The sequence below is a fragment of the Wolbachia endosymbiont (group B) of Gerris lacustris genome (genome assembly GCF_964028355.1).
Taxonomy (GTDB): Bacteria; Pseudomonadota; Alphaproteobacteria; order Rickettsiales; family Anaplasmataceae; genus Wolbachia.
Genome location: NZ_OZ034761.1, coordinates 578,509 through 596,118, shown reverse-complemented (window position 1 = coordinate 596,118; position 17,610 = coordinate 578,509). Strand labels below are relative to the sequence as shown.

General features: G+C 35.0%; 14 protein-coding genes, 1 tRNA gene, 2 rRNA genes and 3 pseudogenes. 4 read left to right on the top strand and 16 right to left on the bottom strand.

The genetic code is table 11. From position 1 onward, the window contains the following. Positions 1 to 49: 49 nt before the first annotated feature. Positions 50 to 297 (top strand): annotated as a pseudogene (locus tag ABWU62_RS02985) (IS4 family transposase); the annotation flags it as partial. A gap of 39 nt (positions 298 to 336) precedes the next feature. Here the strand turns inward: ABWU62_RS02985 and ABWU62_RS02980 are convergent. The 3 genes and pseudogenes from ABWU62_RS02980 to ABWU62_RS02970 form a co-directional block, all read right to left on the bottom strand. Further along, positions 337 to 1,134 (bottom strand): annotated as a pseudogene (locus tag ABWU62_RS02980) (IS66 family transposase); the annotation flags it as partial. Between the two features lie 79 nt (positions 1,135 to 1,213). Then, positions 1,214 to 1,320 (bottom strand): 5S ribosomal RNA (gene rrf, locus ABWU62_RS02975). Between the two features lie 67 nt (positions 1,321 to 1,387). Next, positions 1,388 to 4,153, bottom strand: a 23S ribosomal RNA gene (locus tag ABWU62_RS02970). 331 nt (positions 4,154 to 4,484) lie between these two features. On the opposite strand from ABWU62_RS02970, the gene ABWU62_RS02965 reads away from it, so the two are divergent. The 3 genes from ABWU62_RS02965 (at position 4,485) to ruvX (ending at position 8,196) form a co-directional block, all read left to right on the top strand. Continuing rightward, positions 4,485 to 5,555: a methyltransferase domain-containing protein gene (locus ABWU62_RS02965; protein WP_353287482.1), complete on the top strand. Its 1,071-nt coding sequence runs from the start codon at positions 4,485 to 4,487 to the stop codon at positions 5,553 to 5,555. A 48-nt stretch (positions 5,556 to 5,603) separates the two neighbouring features. Then, positions 5,604 to 7,388, top strand: a complete 1,785-nt coding sequence (locus ABWU62_RS02960; protein WP_353287481.1) for a ribonucleoside-diphosphate reductase subunit alpha — start codon at positions 5,604 to 5,606, stop codon at positions 7,386 to 7,388. Between the two features lie 340 nt (positions 7,389 to 7,728). Continuing rightward, positions 7,729 to 8,196 carry a Holliday junction resolvase RuvX gene (ruvX, locus tag ABWU62_RS02955; RefSeq protein WP_353287480.1) on the top strand — a complete coding sequence of 156 codons (468 nt, stop codon included), beginning with the start codon at positions 7,729 to 7,731 and terminating at the stop codon, positions 8,194 to 8,196. 12 nt (positions 8,197 to 8,208) lie between these two features. Here the strand turns inward: ruvX and ruvC are convergent, their stop codons facing one another. The 13 genes and pseudogenes from ruvC to pheS form a co-directional block, all read right to left on the bottom strand. Continuing rightward, positions 8,209 to 8,697, bottom strand: a complete 489-nt coding sequence (gene ruvC / locus ABWU62_RS02950) for a crossover junction endodeoxyribonuclease RuvC (protein ID WP_353287479.1) — start codon at positions 8,695 to 8,697, stop codon at positions 8,209 to 8,211. Further along, positions 8,698 to 9,525, bottom strand: a complete 828-nt coding sequence (locus ABWU62_RS02945) for a cytochrome c oxidase subunit 3 (protein ID WP_353287478.1) — start codon at positions 9,523 to 9,525, stop codon at positions 8,698 to 8,700. 47 nt (positions 9,526 to 9,572) lie between these two features. Further along, positions 9,573 to 10,232 carry a TenA family protein gene (locus tag ABWU62_RS02940; protein WP_353287477.1) on the bottom strand — a complete coding sequence of 220 codons (660 nt, stop codon included), beginning with the start codon at positions 10,230 to 10,232 and terminating at the stop codon, positions 9,573 to 9,575. Between the two features lie 39 nt (positions 10,233 to 10,271). Further along, positions 10,272 to 10,937, bottom strand: coding sequence for a TenA family protein (locus ABWU62_RS02935; protein WP_353287476.1), 666 nt, complete (start codon positions 10,935 to 10,937; stop codon positions 10,272 to 10,274). A gap of 110 nt (positions 10,938 to 11,047) precedes the next feature. Then, the gene (metK, locus tag ABWU62_RS02930; protein WP_353287475.1) at positions 11,048 to 12,214 is read right to left on the bottom strand and encodes a methionine adenosyltransferase; all 1,167 of its coding nucleotides are present in this window, start codon (positions 12,212 to 12,214) and stop codon (positions 11,048 to 11,050) included. A gap of 39 nt (positions 12,215 to 12,253) precedes the next feature. Then, positions 12,254 to 12,330, bottom strand: a tRNA-Ile gene (locus ABWU62_RS02925). Positions 12,331 to 12,338: 8 nt separating this feature from the next. Beyond that, positions 12,339 to 12,608, bottom strand: coding sequence for a 50S ribosomal protein L27 (rpmA, locus tag ABWU62_RS02920; protein ID WP_353287474.1), 270 nt, complete (start codon positions 12,606 to 12,608; stop codon positions 12,339 to 12,341). Between the two features lie 10 nt (positions 12,609 to 12,618). Continuing rightward, entirely contained in the window at positions 12,619 to 12,921 is a 303-nt protein-coding gene (gene rplU / locus ABWU62_RS02915) for a 50S ribosomal protein L21 (RefSeq protein ID WP_353287473.1), read from the bottom strand. Between the two features lie 227 nt (positions 12,922 to 13,148). After that, positions 13,149 to 13,627 (bottom strand): annotated as a pseudogene (locus ABWU62_RS02910) (acyloxyacyl hydrolase). A gap of 234 nt (positions 13,628 to 13,861) precedes the next feature. Beyond that, positions 13,862 to 14,332: a P44/Msp2 family outer membrane protein gene (locus ABWU62_RS02905; protein ID WP_353287471.1), complete on the bottom strand. Its 471-nt coding sequence runs from the start codon at positions 14,330 to 14,332 to the stop codon at positions 13,862 to 13,864. A 242-nt stretch (positions 14,333 to 14,574) separates the two neighbouring features. Next, positions 14,575 to 15,135: an outer membrane protein gene (locus tag ABWU62_RS02900; protein ID WP_353287470.1), complete on the bottom strand. Its 561-nt coding sequence runs from the start codon at positions 15,133 to 15,135 to the stop codon at positions 14,575 to 14,577. 68 nt (positions 15,136 to 15,203) lie between these two features. Beyond that, the gene (locus ABWU62_RS02895; RefSeq protein WP_353287469.1) at positions 15,204 to 16,439 is read right to left on the bottom strand and encodes an NTP transferase domain-containing protein; all 1,236 of its coding nucleotides are present in this window, start codon (positions 16,437 to 16,439) and stop codon (positions 15,204 to 15,206) included. Next, positions 16,440 to 17,483, bottom strand: a complete 1,044-nt coding sequence (gene pheS, locus ABWU62_RS02890) for a phenylalanine--tRNA ligase subunit alpha (protein WP_353287468.1) — start codon at positions 17,481 to 17,483, stop codon at positions 16,440 to 16,442. Positions 17,484 to 17,610: the final 127 nt, after the last annotated feature.

Here is a 17,610-nt window from a genome sequence, read left to right as displayed (position 1 = left end):
ATACCTTTTTACCCCCACCCTTTGAGGAAATCTTACTTAGGTTAGCTATAAATTGTGTGCGATTCTTATATTTCATGGGTTGTACAGAACTAAAAAAGGGTTAGTCTAACAAAGGCATTTATTGAGCTTAAAAGGCGAGTTAGAGAGCTATTCTTAACATTAAATTGTGTAGTCAGTAAAGTGCAAATTTTCCTCAAAAAACTCATCTCAACCTGGTCAAAATTCTCCTTAAAAGATAAATATAGAAAAACAAGAATATCAACTTTGAGTTCAATAAATTTGCTCATTTTTCCTTAACTTGACGCGTATGGTTTATTTAACACTCCCGATAGGTAGCTTCAAGTAATACCTTATACGTTTTGCAACTTTCTTACACTTCTGTTAAAACATCTATTTCACTTTTTAATAAAGCTTTTTTTTAGTACAAATAATTCAGTGGATGCGTTTTTTAAGCAACAGCCCAGAACTTTAACTTCAATAGTCCAGCTATGTTTCAAAGTACCTTGCTAAGTGTGCCCAACAAATTTACCTTTTTTATCAGCAAAACAATTGTACGCTGCATATCTGTCAGCGACTATTACGATTGCAACATACACTGTCTTTTAAATCTTCTTTCTCTTTAAAACTTGCAGTATTGCTTCAGCACTAACCAGGTTTACCTTTATAATTCTCACGTTTTGAATTTTTATAAAATCCACTGATTACTACAATTATCAACCTAACTCTTGGACTAAATGTATCTGCTTTTTGGTAGTTTGCTACTTTTTCTTTCTCCTCATCTCCAACAACTTAATTAATATTCAATTATATAAAGTTTGATTTTCGGAAGATCAACTTTTTGATGATTTGTTAAACATTGCTATCTCTCCTCCTCATTTGCAAATAGGTAACAAATTGTACTTTTACCACCTCATCTGCATCCATTTTGACACACCTAACTTGACCATCAATACTCTTTTCACTTTTTGGTTTGCTCTTTTATATTTTGTATAGCTCTCTTGAGCTGAGAATTTTTCGAATTTAAACCTAGCTTTTCCTTTAACTAAGCGTCTTCAATCTTCAAAGCTTCATTTCTGCTTTTAAATTTTCTACTTCTATTTTACAGTTTTCGCAGAGTTCTAAAAGATCAGTTATATTACCTCACAGCTACTCCATGTTTACCTTGTTTCACCGCTCTGCTGAACAGATATAAATAAAAAAGAAATTTTTATAAACTTGGCAACGACCTACTTTCCCTTTTTAAGTATCATCGGCGCCAAAAAGTTTCACTTCCGAGTTCGAAATGAGATCGGGTGGTTCATTTTTGCTATAGCCACCAAGTCAATAAAAATTTCTGACTTAATAAATTTCAATTTAATATTTAACACTGCATATACACATATAGAAAGCAAATAAATCAATCAGGCTATTAGTACTAGTTAGCTTCACATGTTACCATACTTCTACACCTAGCCTATCAACGTGGTAGTCTCCCACGGCCTTAATTGGGAATTTTTTTTGAAGAGGGTTTCTTGCTTATATGCTTTCAGCAATTATCCCATCTATACATAGCTACCCAGCGATGCTATTGGCATAACAGCTGGTACACCAGAGGTATATCCATCTCGGTCCTCTCGTACTAGAGTCAGATCTTCTCAAATTTCCTTCACCCACGGCAGATAGAAACCGAACTGTCTCACGACGTTCTAAACCCAACTCACGTATCACTTTAATCGGCGAACAGCCGAACCCTTGGGACCTTCTCCAGCCCCAGGATGTGATGAGTCGACATCGAGGTGCCAAACGGTGTCGTCGATATGAACTCTCGAACACCATCAGCCTGTTATCCCCGGCGTACCTTTTATCCGTTGAGCGATAACCCTTCCATACAGAATTACCGGATCACTATGACCGACTTTCGTCTCTGCTTGGCTTGTCAGCCTCGCAGTCAGGCAAGCTTATACCATTGTACTATCAAGCTGATTTCCGACCAGCTCTAGCTTACCTTCGCACGCCTCCGTTACTTTTTAGGAGGCGACCGCCCCAGTCAAACTACCCACCATACAATGTCCTAGTTCCAGATAATGAAACATAGTTAGATATCAAAAATGTAAAGGGTGGTATCTCAAGGTTGACTCCATTATAGCTAGCGCTATAACTTCAAAGTCTCCCACCTATCCTGCACATTATATTTTTAATAGCAATGTAAAGCTATAGTAAAGGTGCACGGGGTCTCTTCGTCTAACCGCGGGTACCCCGCATCTGCACGGGGAATTCAATTTCGCTGAAGTGATGTTGGAGACAGTGGAGAAATCGTTACGCCATTCGTGCGGGTCGGAACTTACCCGACAAGGAATTTCGCTACCTTAGGACCGTCAGTGTTACGGCCGCCGTTTACTGGGGCTTCAATTTAGAGCTTGCACCCCTCCTATTAACCTTCCAGCACCGGGCAGGCGTCAGACCCTATACTTCCACTTACGTGTTTGCAGAGTCCTGTGTTTTTAGTAAACAGTCGCTACTCCCTATTTTGTGCCACCTACTCATAGTTTCCTAAAAGCAGGTTACCCTTCTTCCGAAGTTACAGGTATAATTTGCCGAGTTCCTTCAACATCATTCTTTCAACACCTTAGTATACTCTACTCATCCACCAGTGTCGGTTTACGGTACGGCCTCATAAATATAAGTGCTATTTCCTGGAGCCTCTTTTAAGCATAGGTCAATCCAATAAGACCTATACAAATACGAAACCCGTCACACTTAAGAGGTTTAGGAATATTAACCTAATTGCCATCGACTACTCCTTTACGGACTCGCCTTAGGAACCGACTAACCCTACGCAGATTAACTTAACGTAGGAACCCTTAGATTTTTGGTGAGAGTGTTTTTCACACTCTTTTACGCTACTTATGTCAGCATTCTCACTTCCGATATCTCCAGCAGTTTTCACAAACCACCTTCACAGACTTACGGAACGCTCCGCTACCGCGCCTATTGATCGAAATCAATAAGCACTCACATCTTCGGTATACAACTTTAGCCCCGGTACATTTTCGGCGCAGAAAAACTTATTTAGACAAGTGAGCTGTTACGCTTTCTTTAAAGGATGGCTGCTTCCAAGCCAACCTCCTAGCTGTAATGGTTTTTCTACTTCCTTCCCCACTTAGCTGTAATTTTGGGACCTTAGATAGTGATCTGGGCTGTTTCCCTTTTCACCACGGACTTAGCACCCGTAGTGTGTCTGCTGTATAATTAATTGTTGGTATTCGGAGTTTGGTTAGATTTGGTAAGATGATGAATCCCCCTAGTCTATCCAGTGCTCTACCCCCAACAACATACATACAACGCTCTACCTAAATAGATTTCGCGGAGAACCAGCTATTTCCAAGTTTGATTGGCCTTTCACCCCTAATCACAACTCATCCAATAATGTTGCAACATTAACTGGTTCGATCCTTCAGTATGTTTTACCATACCTTCAATCTGGTCATGACTAGATCACTTGGTTTCGGGTCTAATCCATAAAACTAACACGCCCTATTCAGACTCGCTTTCGCTACGCCTACACCTAACGGCTTAAGCTTGCTTCATAGATTAACTCGCTGACCCATTATGCAAAAGGTACGCTGTCACTCTAAATATCAATAAATTGATATAGAGCTCCAACTGTTTGTAAGCACTTGATTTCAGATTCTATTTCACTCCCCTCCCGGGGTTCTTTTCACCTTTCCCTCACGGTACTTGTTCACTATCGGTCGTTAAGGAGTATTTAGGCTTGGAGGATGGTCCCCCCATATTCAAACAGGATTTCACGTGCCCCGCTCTACTCAAGGATTTAAAAACTTTCTACTTATACAGGACTATCACCTTCTATGGTTACCATTTCCAGAGTATTCTAATTCTTATTTTTAAATCGCTGGCCTTTTCCGCTTTCGCTCGTCACTACTAACAGAATCTCGGTTGATTTCTTTTCCTTTGGCTACTTAGATATTTCAGTTCACCAAGTTTGCTTTATATACTTAGTATATAATAACCAGCTAAGCTAGTTGGGTTTCCCCATTCGGAAATCTGCGGATCAAAACTTGTTGACAATTTCCCACAGCTTATCGCAGCCTGCCACGTCCTTCATCGCCTCTTAACGCCAAGGCATCCATCAAGCGCTCTTAATAATTTATTTATCTGACTATATGTAGAATATGCAGAGTTAAATATTAACTTACAATTGAATTGAGATTAAATAATCTCTACCATAAAACTTTTCAAACATCTAAAAACTAATCTTTTATATGTTACAATCTGATAAATCATATGTCAACGCCTTTTTACACAAAACATTTACCTATTATTATCAACAACAATATACCAGCAATCTTAAACAGTACAATCTGAGAAATATTCGATAAATTGATATGTACAGAAAAATTAATGAAAAAGATATTTTGTAAGATAAAATGTGTTAAAATTAGTTACCTAAAAATGATAATGAACATTCGGAGTATTTCTAATGTATGAAAAGTAATCTATCTTTTATAAAAAACTTTGCTTTAAATTGTATATCTAAGCTCACTGGTTTATTAAATATTAAAAAAGTAAAAAACTTCATTATGGATAAATACAACACTTTCCATAAAGAAGTTGTAGTGCTTCTTGAAAGATCTAAAAACCTGTTGAATACCAACATTGAAATCGGATTATATCACTTCTATAAAGGTAATATATCAGATGCAAAGTTAAGATTTTGGTTAATTAGCATACTCTACCCCAAATTACCTATAACCTGGTATAATATTGGAAGATGTCATTTTGCAGTAGGAAATACTAATAAAGCCTATACTTATTTAACAAAGACGCTAAAATTAGATAGTAGTCACAAAGAAGCTTCTTACTACATAAAAAAAATAACAAACACATCAGATATTGTAGAATTGCCTGAAAATCTCATAAAGCAATATTTTGATTACACAGGTGAATATTTTGTTGAGCATTGGCTAATTGCCAAACAATACAGAGGGCATGAACTCGTACACATGATAATTACAAAAGTCTTTAACAATTCCACTTCTGAACTCAATATACTTGACCTTGGTTGTGGAACTGGAATATGTGGTCATTTCTTAAAAATAAACAATACTGGAAGACACATAACAGGAATTGACATTTCAAATAGAATGCTAAATATAGCAAGAGGATGCTTTATAAAAGGTAACCCTGTTTACAATGAATTGGTACATATGGAAATGAAAGAGTTTCTTAAACAAGAGAAAAACCAGCAGTATGATGTAATTATCTTTGCTGAAGTGCTACATTATCTATATGATTTTCAAGAAGAATTGGAATTAGCAAAAAGATCTATGAGCGAAAAAGGGGTTATTGTATGCTTAGTAAGAAGAAAAGAAGGTAAAGGTATTGACTTTGTAAACAAAGGAGATTATTTTCATCATTCTGAAGATTATATTCAGCATGTTGCAAAAGAAACAAATATGCAAATAAGTCATATGAGTTACTGTAAAATATATGGCAGTCAGGTTGATGGTATCTTGTTTGCATTACAGCATCCACAAAAAAATTCAACAACTTAACTTAGAAATTTCTCAAATAAATGTCTATAGCATAATAAAAGGAGCCTTATGAATTACATTACTATTAATTACGCAAAGGATAGTAAATTAACTAATTTTGGAAAAGCAGTTCTATTGGACAGGTATTTAATAGAAAATGAAAGTTATCAAGATCTCTTTATACGTATTGCTAATTACTATTCTGATAATAAAAAACATGCACAGCGTCTTTATGATTACATGAGCAATTTGTGGTTCATGCCTTCAACACCAATACTTAGCAATGGTGGTACCAAGAGAGGATTGCCTATTTCCTGCTTTCTTAATGAAACTGAAGATAGCTTGCAGGGAATAGTTGATTTATGGAATGAAAATGTTTGGCTCGCTGCACGTGGTGGTGGAATAGGTAGTTATTGGGGAAATTTACGTTCAATTGGTGAAAGTGTCAAAGGTAGCGGTAAAACATCAGGAATTGTGCCATTTATTGTAGTACAAAACGCTCTAACGCTTGCAATCAGCCAAGGATCATTAAGAAGAGGAAGCTCAGCCGTCTATCTTCCTGTATCCCATCCAGAGATAGAAGAGTTTCTAGATTTACGTAAGCCAACTGGTGGTGACCCAAATCGCAAAGCATTAAATATACATCATGCTGTAATAGTAACAGATAAATTTATGCAAGCTGTTGAAGATGATCAAGAATGGGATTTAATAAGCCCTCATAATAATAAAGTTATTTCAACAGTAAAAGCACGGGATATATGGATTAAAATATTAACAGCAAGAATTGAAACTGGAGAACCTTATATTATCTTTCTTAATGCAACAAATAACAATAAACCAGAACCTTACAAAAAGCTCAATTTAGACATCAAAATGTCAAACCTATGCAGTGAAATAACTTTAACTACAGGTTACGATCACCTGAACAAGTCACGCACTGCTGTATGTTGTTTATCATCCGTAAATCTTGAATACTACGAAGAATGGAAAGATAATGAGCTTTTCATAGAAGATATAATGCGTTTTCTTGATAATGTATTAGAGGATTTCATAAATCAAGCACCAAATGAAATACAGCGAGCAAAATATTCCGCAATAAGAGAGCGTAGTATTGGTCTTGGTGTGATGGGTTTTCATTCATTTTTACAAAGTAAAATGGTTCCTTTTGAATCAGTAACAGCCCAACAATGGAATAAAAAAGTATTTAAGCATTTGCGCGAGCAAGCGGATGTAGTTTCTAAAAAATTAGCAGAAGAAAAAGGGCCATGTCTTGACGCTAAAGAAATCGATCTAATGGAAAGGTTCACACATAAGCTCGCTATTGCTCCAACTGCCTCAATTTCGATTATCGCAGGCAACACTTCCCCTGGAATAGAGCCATATGCAGCAAACGTATTTATACAGAAGACACTGACAGGTTCATTTGTAGTACGAAATAAATTTTTGCAAAAACTACTAGCAAAAAAAAATCAAGACAATGATGAAATATGGTCCTCAATTTCAACAAATGAGGGTTCTGTTCAGCATTTAGATTTTCTTAGCAAGCATGAAAAACTGACATTTAAAACAGCATACGAACTTGATCAACAATGGATTATAGAACATGCAAGCGATAGAACTCCCTATATTTGTCAATCTCAATCAGTAAATCTGTTCTTACCTGCCAATGTGCATAAACGTTACTTACATAAAATACATATGCTTGCTTGGAAAAAAGGATTAAAGAGCTTATACTACTGCAGGTCACAATCAATGCAGAGAGCTGACAAGATTTCACATGACATACTCAAAAAAAGTGAAATATTGCAACAAAAAACAGATATTAATTATGATGAATGTCTATCATGCCAGTAGAATGGGCATACCTTACTGTCACAAAAATACAACTGTACAAAAGTTATGTTTTCAAGGCAACTCAGTTATCTTCCAGTATTCTCTTTTCCGTCATCCAAGTAATCCTCACCAACATCCAAACGCTCCTCCCCTTGTCATCCCAGTGTTCGACCAGGTATAAAAGTGCTTGCAGACCATACAATTGGCAGGGAACATATGTCAAAAACAACGTCTATGATCAAATAGGCTGGATTCCAGTATCAGCTACTCGAATGACATCTTGCCTTACAGGACGTTCTTACAGTTCTACATCACGTTACAACTTATTTGTTTATTCTTGGCTTTAAAGGAAATCTAATAGATGCTACATAGAAATCCAGATGAATTCCTAAAGTCTATTCCAAAAGATAAGCGTTTAATGTGTCTTGATATGGGAGAAAAACAAATAGGCATGGCATTTAGTGATAAAACACAGCTTATAGCTACAGCTCATAGTATATATCACAGAAGAAATATGAGCAAAGATTTAGGCTATCTACATAGAATGCTTAAAGAAAATGAAGCTGGATCAATGGTAATAGGGCTACCATTCACAATAGATGACCAAGAGACCGAATGGTGTAAAGCAATAATCCAATTTGCAAATAAAATAATAAAAAAATGTAAGATAAACATATATCTACAAGATGAAAGTTTATCAACATCTCTTGCAACTCATGCACTAAAAATTACTGAAATATCAATCACAAAATCAAAAAAAATAGATGATAAAATTGCCGCATGTATTATTCTGCAACGAACATTAGATAAGATAAACACCATCAAATGAATTCATGTAAAATTACTCGATCAAACAAGAACTTCTCGTATAAGCATGACAAATTGCTGTAGCAAGAGCGTCAGCAGCATGGTGACATTTTATATTTGAGTTTTTAACTATTTGCTTCACCATAAATATAATCTGATCCTTATCAGCATGACCATTTCCGGTAATGCTCTTTTTTATATAGTTTGCATCATATTCATTCATGTGCAAATCCATCATTTGTAATACTAAAATTACAATCGCTCTTGCATATCCTAAAGTTAGTGAAGATTTTGGATTTTTATTAACAAAAATTTTCTCTACAGCAGCTTCATTTGGAGAATATAGAGAAATTACTTTCTGTAGTTCTTCAAAAATTATATGTAGACGTTCACCTGTACCCAATTTACCATCAGTTGATATGGCACCACCACCCAAAAATTCAATACTATTTTTTTCTTCCAGATTGATAATGGCCCAACCAGTTTTGCTTATTCCTGGATCTAGACCTATTATTTTAATCACTTAATAAACGCTGAGCCAATAAATAAACAGAAATAAAAATATCCAGACTAGATCGACAAAGTGCCAATACCAAGAAGCAAACTCAAAGCATAAGTGATCTTGAGGTGTAAATTGATCTTTTCGAGCTCTAAATAAACATACTGACAAAAATATTATACCTATTATAACATGCACACAATGAAAACCAGTAATCATGTAAAAGTTGGATGTATAAATAAGTTTTTCTCCTGTTTCTCGTAAAGAAAAACTTGCTTCATGATATTCGATTGCTTGCACTATTATAAAGAACATCCCAAGCAATATAGTTATAGACAGCATTTTAATCATGCTTTTTTTATCATTTTCAAGTAAAAAATGATGTGCTGAAGTAATTGTTGTACCAGAAAGCAATAATATTAGTGTATTCATAAATGGTAACGACCACGGATCCGGTGGTAAAATCCCTTCAGGGGGCCATTCAACTTTTTTTGTAGGAGAAAACGCTTCAAATAAAAAAACCGGATCAAGCCAGGCTTTAAAGAATGAACAAAAGAACGCTATAAAAAACACAACTTCCGAGAGGATAAACAAGTACATTGCAAGCTTGAGTCCATGTTTTACAATGACAGTATGACATTTATCACAAATTGCCTCTCTTATTACATCTCTCCACCAATAAAATAGTACTCCTGATACTGCAGAGATTCCTAGAATTAAACCAAATATTCCAGAAATTTGTTTATGGAGTGTACCAACTAATCCAAGTGCAAGAACAAGAATTGCTGCTGATACAGTAATTGGCCAGGGGCTTGGATCCACTAAATGAAAATCATGCTCTTTACTTTTCATATCATCTTTAAAAATACGTATCAAGCATACAAATTAGCTTGAAATTGTCAATATTTCTTAAAATCTTGATCAAATTTTGAAAAATTATATGCCCCACTCCAAAAATCCAACTCAAATTGTGCAGTTATTTTAAATAATTCGAGCATTCTGGTTCTTTCACTTTCCCTTACTTTGTTACAATACTCGTCAACAATATCTTCCAAAGCAACACATCCAGATTCCATCAAATTACTGCTAAAAAAATCAAACCAATCCTTATACCTGTTATTTTTTTTAATTTTATTTCCCATACTACCAACAACAACTTTATATATAAAATGGCAAGAGTAAAGAACTGTTACAGCTTCATAAATGTCGCTATACGAAGTAGACAAAAGAAAGTTAGTAAAATTGAAACACTCTAGTGACTTTTCTCCACGATTTATGGAGTATACAGTAAAGTAGTGGTCGTATAACACTCTCATAATCTCTATTCCTCCTTGAGCCACCTCAATCAATGGAACAATGTTGTTACAACTCTCCATTTTTGATGCAATAATTAAAACAGTACGAACATAATCAGCTACAAAAAATACATCTTGTTGTATATAAAACTTGAAATTTTCTATGTTTAAAGTATTATTTGCTAATTCAACATTGAAAGGGTGCTCAATAATATCCTTTAAAAGATTTGATCCATAATAGCTTTTAATTATACCACTGAACATCACATAAATTAGAATATAATTTGGTGTTAATACTACAGACTATGCTAGAGAATACATCTCATCCCAAAACATTATTTCTAGCTCTAGGCCTCTCCTAAAAAACTCACGCATCATTTTCTTTTCACAATCACCAACCTTTGCATATTGCCTATTTGTAACATCAGTAACTTCATCAATCGTACTATTCATTACTGTATTATTATAGATGTCAATCCACCCTTGGTATCTGTGATTTTCAATTTTCTTAGACGTAATCTCTCCTACCATATAACCTACAACAATTTGGTATATACTAAAGCAAGGATAAGATGCTGCCAAAGCTTCAGCAACAGAATTGTGATATGCAGCACACATAAAAAAGTCAGTAAAGGCAGAACAGCTCCTTGATTTCTTGTGATTATCGGATAAATCACAATCTCCAAAATATTCTTTATATTGCTTGCGAACATTAAATGTTCCTTTTGCTACATTTGTTAGGCTGCTCATTACCTCAATATCACTAACTCTAGCTGCAATAATCAATAAAGCACGAGTACAGTCTACTAGATATAAAAAATCCTGCTGAAGATAAAATTTGAACTTTTCATAGTCTAGAGTATTATCCATCAATTCAACATTGAAAGGATGTTTTTTTATTTTTTCGATAAGATCAGATGATTCTCTTATAGCAATATCGTAAAATTCTTCTTTTGGTTTGTCGAACATCTTGTAAGCCTCATAAATATTAAAACTGGTATAATTACTAAAAAGCTACTTACAATTTAATAATAAGTTATTATATCAGTATCGAGCTAGAAATCAAAGAGTTTAATAGTTTAAAGAAATTTTCTCTTTTTTTCTTCTATATTAAATTCTCTACAAAAATCAGCAGATAAGTCCATATTCTCCCAAGAAAAGCCACCATCACTTTCCGATTCTTTACCAAAATGCCCATAGCAGGCTGTACGTTTATATATAGGACGATTAAGTGATAAATGTCTTATTATGCCTTTAGTTGATAAATCTATGTTACCTTCAATAAACCCTTTAATCCTCTCTTCATCTATTGTATTCGTGCCAAATGTATCAATGTAAAATGAAGTAGGTCTTGAGACACCAATTGCATAAGAAAGCTGTACAAGGCAACGTTTAGCCAAGCCGGCAAAAACAATATTTCTCGCAAGGTATCTTGCCATATAAGCTGCAGATCTATCAACTTTAGTTGCATCTTTTCCAGAAAATGCTCCCCCACCGTGTGGAATATAGCCACCATAAGTATCAACCATAATTTTTCGTCCAGTTAATCCACAATCACCAACTGGCCCACCGATAACAAATCTACCTGTTGGATTAACTAAGAGATTTTCTTCAGGACACATCCACCCTTCAGGTAAAGATGAAACTATGTAAGGATAAATTATCTCCTTTACTTTTGATTGACTCAGATCCTCAAGGTGCTGTATTGAAACAATAATACTTTCAGCACGTACTGGAAGGTTATTCTCGTATGCCAAAGTAATTTGTGACTTTGCATCTGGGCCAAGTTTTACCTCTTTAACCATACTCATGACATTTTTCAGAATTGAGTGTGCATAAAAAATGGGTGCCGGCATGAGGCTTTCTGTCTCTGCTGTTGCATAGCCATACATTATGCCTTGATCTCCAGCACCTTGATCTACACCTATTGCAATGTCATTTGATTGTTCATGTAGCAATATATTTACTTTTACTGTTTTCCAGTGAAAACCATCATGCTCATAACCAATATCTTTTATTGTATTCCGTACAATACTTTCAATCTTGCTATTTTCAATGTTCGGCCCAAACACTTCCCCAGCTATAATGACATTATCTTTGGTAACTAAAGTCTCTATTGCAGTACGAGAAGAAGAGTCATTAAAAAGGTATTCGTCAAGTATCGCATCTGAAATCTGATCTGCTACTTTGTCTGGATGACCGGCTGCTACTGACTCACTGGTTACTGAATTCTTATGTAAAACCATCGTTTAGTTACACAATATCAAAACTATTGCAAATTTAAATGGTGGGTCTGGGAAGAGTTGAACCTCCGACCTCACGCTTATCAGGCGTGCGCTCTAACCACCTGAGCTACAGACCCGTATCTATTCAAGCCAAGGCTTGCATATCATCTGTAGGCACAACATCAATAAAAGTCTTTTTATTTGCTGATTTTCTAAAACTGACCCAGCCTTTCACTTTAGCAAAAATCGTATGATCCTTACCCATACCAACATTTTTTCCAGGATGAAATCTTGTACCTCTTTGACGTACAATTATGTTACCTGGAATAACCTCCCCATTCTTCTTTATTCCGAGCCTACGCCCTGCCGAATCTCTACCATTACAGGAACTACCACCTGATTTTTTAGTTGCCATATCTTACCTCTTACTTTTGAAGACTAATTTCATTGATACGAAGAACAGTGATATACTGCCTATGACCAGTTTTTCTACGGTAATTTTTTCTTCTTTTTTTCTTAAAAATTATAATTTTTTTATCTCTACACTGCTCCAGTACTTCAGCTTTAACAATAGCACTCGATGAACAAGATAAGCCATTATTTGAAACACAAATCACTTTATTGATTTCCACTTCCTCTTTTTCTTCAGCTTGTAATCTTTCTACTTTGATTATACTGCCTTTTTTTACTAAATATTGCTTTCCACCAGTTTCAATTACTGCAAACATGACAAATATCAATTATCGTTATTAACACTAATCGTAAATGATGTCATGCATACTGTCAATACAAATAAAAACATGAAATACTTCTATCTTTATCTGCTTTTCCTTGGAGAGTAGTCAAGTTCAAAAACTTGACTACTCTGAAAACTCACTTAAATTCCCTTCTTCTTATGAAAATTTTATGATGCTAAAAAACACTCAAGCTTTCACTAAAAATATTCAATCGGAGCTTATAAATTAAAACTCATTCCAAGTTCAAACCCATGAGAAAAATTACTGAATTTGTGAAGCTTGTAGCCAGCAAAAACATTTGTTCTCTCAGAAATTGGAAGATTAATGCCAGAACCTATCTGGTAGGAAAAAATCCTTCTACGTCTGGCTGTTGACCTTTCTGTGCTGGTTGAAACACTTTAGCGACACCTCCCACGCCAAAAGCAACATAAGGAGTAATATCCGTACTTTCAAATTTATAATGATAATGAAGCTTTGCCATGAGCCCTAGCTCTGCCAAAACTTCTTGAACAAGAATAGGTTTGACCACAGGGCCAAATGAAATTTTAACGCTATCTGTATAGTGATAACCAATGTCATAATTAACACCAAGATTACCATATGACGACGAAGTATAGATTTTATCTCTAATCCAATCAACTCCAAAAGACGGTGCTGACAGAGAACAGCAGACTACTAAAGTAAGTAATTTTTTCATTTTTACCCTCTAACCATGAATATACGCATATATACTCACAGAAAAGTTAAAAATTACATAACTTACATAATAAAATCGGAATCACTTTCTTAGCTACTTGCCTTTCTCTTGCAATTGCCAAACTTCTCTTTGTTACATTTTGTTACCTACTGCAATCATCATTTTAGCCTATATCACTTGCTTTTTTTCAACAAAAATTCAAACCAGACTTCACTAAAAACATTCAATCAGAGCTTACAAATTAAAACTCATTCCAAATTCAACCCCATGCGAAAGTTCATGAAACTTTTGCAGCTTGTAGCCAGCAAAAACACTTGTTCTCTCAGAAAGTGGAAGATTAATACCAGAACCTATTTGATAAGAAAAAAATTCTTCTACGTCTGGCCCTTGATTTTCTGAAAGAGGAATTTTAGCAACTCCTCCTACACCAAAAGTAATATAAGGAGTAATATCTGTATTTTCAAATTGATGATGATAATGAAGCTTTGCCATAAGTCCCGCGTCTAAAATCCCTTCATTCATAACAAGTTTGACTATAGGGCCAAATGAAATTTTAAAGCTATCTGTACAATGATAGCCAAGATCATAATTAATACCAAGCATGCCATACGACGAAGAGGTGTAGGTTCTATCTTTAACCCAATCAACTCCAAAAGACGGTGCTGACAAAGAACAGCAAGCCAACAAAGTAAGTAACTTTTTCATTTTTATCCTCCAAAGATTAATATATGCATATACAAGCATATAAATATTAAAAATAGCATAAATTGCAAGTAAAAAATTGAAGTTATTTTATTTTTTTGGTTATTTGCCTTTCTCTTGCAATTGCCAGACTTCTCTTTGGTATATCTTTCACTACCTGCTGCAATCAGCATTTTAGTCTATATCACTTGCTTTTTTTCAACAAAAATTCAAACCAGACTTCACTAAAAACATTCAATTAGAGTTTACAAATTAAAACTCATTCCTAGCTCAATTCCATGGAAAATTTTATGAAACCTTTGAAGTTTGTAGCCAGCAAAAACACTTGTTCTTTCAGAAAGTGGAAGATTAATACCAGAACCTATTTGATAAGAAAAAAATTCATCATTGACTACAGCTTTGAAAGCCTCTCCAAGTAGAGCACTTATGTTTTCACCTATACTATCAGCTCTACTTACATTAAGTTTAGCCTTCATTGTACGCACTATAACAGCACCAACACCAGCAGTAATATAAGGAGTAATATCCGTATTTTCAAATTGATGATGATAATGAAGCTTTGCCATAAGCCCCACCACTGCTCCAAATTCTTCATCAAGAGTAGGTTTGATGAGAGAATTAATAATAGGTTTGATTACATAGCCAACTGAAATTTTAACGCTATCTGCATAGTGAAAACCAACGTCATAATTAACACCAAGCCGGCTATAAGACAAAGAAGTATAAATTCTATCTTTAATCCAATCAACTCCAAAAGATGGTACTGACAAAGAGCAGCAGATCACCAAAATAAGTAATTTTTTCATTTTTATCTTCTAAAACTCAATATATGCATATACAAGCATATAAAAATCTTCAAGAAAAAAAACTGGGATTATTTTATTTTTTTTGTTATTTGCCTTTCTCTTGCAATTGCAAGACTCCTCTTTGGCACATCTTTGACTACAACGCTACCTGCTGCAACTAGAGAGTCATCATGCACATTAAGTGGCGCAATTAGTGAACTATTGGCACCAATAAAACAATTGCTTCCTATATTTGTTTTATGTTTTTTTTTTCCATCATAATTACAAACAACGGTACCTGCACCTATGTTACTCCCCTGCCCTACCTGAGTATTTCCTATATAACTTAAATGCTTTATCTTAGTATTTATACCTATATCACTTGCTTTTGTTTCAACAAAATTACCTATGATTGCGCCATCACCTATTGTTGTATTTTCACATTTGGCAAATGGACCAACCCTAACACCAGATCCTATTTTTACTCCAGGACCAAAAAAAACGTATGGGTAAACAATCGAATCCATACCAATTTGCGTATCAAGAGAGAAGAAAACAGTTTCTGGAGCAACAAGCGTTACTCCAGAGTTAGTGAAAAACTTTCTTTTTTCTTCTTGAAAGTAAAACTCGGCCGTTGCAAGGTCATTCCTATTATTTATGCCAGTTGCCTCCTCCTCATCAGCAATAACATAGCCGACATTTAAATTACTCTTTACTGCAATGGCAACGATATCGGTCAAGTAATATTCATGAGCTTGGTTATTACATTCTATTTTCTCCACCAATTCACGTAGATTTTTTGCACGTGCAACCATTATTCCGGCATTAGCAAGAAATTCCTCATCATTATTTCTACCATTTTGTGCTTCTACGATTTCTCTTAGGGAACCGTTCTCAATAATTAGTCTACCGTATCCTTTATTATTAGTTTTAAACCCAAGACAAACTAAAGCATTGCTCTCTTCTAAGCAGCTTATCATTTTAGTTATTGTGCTGCTTTTTATTAGTGGAGTATCCCCATACTGCACAATAACTATATCTGACAATTCTTTCAGGTTTCTCATCGCAGTTTTGACTGCATCTCCCGTGCCGAGCGTTGATTCTTGTGTAATTAACTGTATATCCTCAAAGCACTTTAGTCTTTCAATTAAAGGCTGATCAACTACAACAGCAATATTTTCAGGATTTAACTGTTTTGCATTGTAAATGACATGCTCAAGCATGGAAAAATTACCTATTTTGTGCAGAACTTTAGGTGTGTTCGAGTTCATTCTACTGCTATGACCTGCAGCAAGTACAATAAATGTATAACCTTTGTTTGTCACTTATCTTAAAGACGAAAAATGGAAACCATAATGGTTGAGCCAATTGATTTTGTTGTCGTAAAAACTCCTTAGATCACCAATTTGATATTTCAGCATCGCAAGTCTTTCTATGCCAATTCCAAATGCAAAGCCACTGTATTTAGTATGGTCTATGCCAACATTTTTAAAGACATTTGGATGCACCATACCACATCCAAGCACTTCAATCCATTTACTATCTTTATAGCTTATGTCCACTTCCGCAGAAGGTTCAGTAAAAGGGAAAAAACTATTACGAAAGCGTATTCTTAGACCCTTATCTCCGAAAAATTTACTAAGGAAGCGATGAATAGTAAATTTTAATTGGCCCATATTGACATTTTCATTAACATAAAGTCCTTCTATCTGATGAAACATAGGAGTGTGAGTTGCATCAAAGTCATTTCTGTATACCCTGCCTGCAGCCACTATTTTAATTGGAAAAGTTTTTGTCTTTTCCATGGTTCTAATCTGCACAGATGAGGTATGAGTGCGCAGCACCATTCTTTTATCGTTTATTTTATTCTTTAAGTAGAAGGTATCTTGCTCCTTTCGCGCAGGATGATGACTTGGAGTATTCAGTGCATCAAACACATGAAATTCATCTTCAATATCAGGACCATCAACTGCTTTAAAGCCCATATGCGCAAAAATGAGCTTTACTTCACTTATAACTTTACTGAGTGGATGAATCTTGCCAATTCTTTCTGGCCTGACAGGCAGTGTGATATCAACTGCTTCATTTTGCAGTTTTAACTTAACTTCTTTATCTTTTAGTTCATTTTCTTTGCTTGTTATAAGCTGGTCTATCTTATTGCGTAAAACATTAATCACTGCACCTAAGTCACGTTTTTCTCCTGCATCATCTATATTCTTTAAGTCATCGAAATAAGCTTTTACTACACCCTTTCTCCCCAAGTATGACAACCTAACTTTTTCTAAATCTTGCAAAGAAGCAGCATTTTCAACCTCAGAAACCGCCTTATCTTCAAGTAAAGGTATTTCACTTATTAGCTCTTTATTCACCTTAAAAACGCCAGCTTAAATTTTTATTATAGTGAAATCTTTAATATCATCAATAAAACTATTTGGATAAAAAGGCGTCATCCGAGTAGCTGACACTGGTTCCTTTATAATGGTGTCATCCCAGTGC

Excerpts from the sequence above, each read along its gene's own strand:
- rplU (WP_353287473.1), bottom strand. The coding sequence starts at position 12,921 with ATGTTTGCAGTAATTGAAACTGGTGGAAAGCAATATTTAGTAAAAAAA.
- ABWU62_RS02900 (WP_353287470.1), bottom strand. The coding sequence starts at position 15,135 with ATGAAAAAATTACTTATTTTGGTGATCTGCTGCTCTTTGTCAGTACCA.
- metK (WP_353287475.1), bottom strand. The coding sequence starts at position 12,214 with ATGGTTTTACATAAGAATTCAGTAACCAGTGAGTCAGTAGCAGCCGGT.
- ABWU62_RS02960 (WP_353287481.1), top strand. The coding sequence starts at position 5,604 with ATGAATTACATTACTATTAATTACGCAAAGGATAGTAAATTAACTAAT.
- ABWU62_RS02905 (WP_353287471.1), bottom strand. The coding sequence starts at position 14,332 with ATGAAAAAGTTACTTACTTTGTTGGCTTGCTGTTCTTTGTCAGCACCG.
- ABWU62_RS02945 (WP_353287478.1), bottom strand. The coding sequence starts at position 9,525 with ATGAAAAGTAAAGAGCATGATTTTCATTTAGTGGATCCAAGCCCCTGG.
- ruvX (WP_353287480.1), top strand. The coding sequence starts at position 7,729 with ATGCTACATAGAAATCCAGATGAATTCCTAAAGTCTATTCCAAAAGAT.
- rpmA (WP_353287474.1), bottom strand. The coding sequence starts at position 12,608 with ATGGCAACTAAAAAATCAGGTGGTAGTTCCTGTAATGGTAGAGATTCG.
- ABWU62_RS02935 (WP_353287476.1), bottom strand. The coding sequence starts at position 10,937 with ATGTTCGACAAACCAAAAGAAGAATTTTACGATATTGCTATAAGAGAA.
- ABWU62_RS02965 (WP_353287482.1), top strand. The coding sequence starts at position 4,485 with ATGAAAAGTAATCTATCTTTTATAAAAAACTTTGCTTTAAATTGTATA.
- ABWU62_RS02940 (WP_353287477.1), bottom strand. The coding sequence starts at position 10,232 with ATGTTCAGTGGTATAATTAAAAGCTATTATGGATCAAATCTTTTAAAG.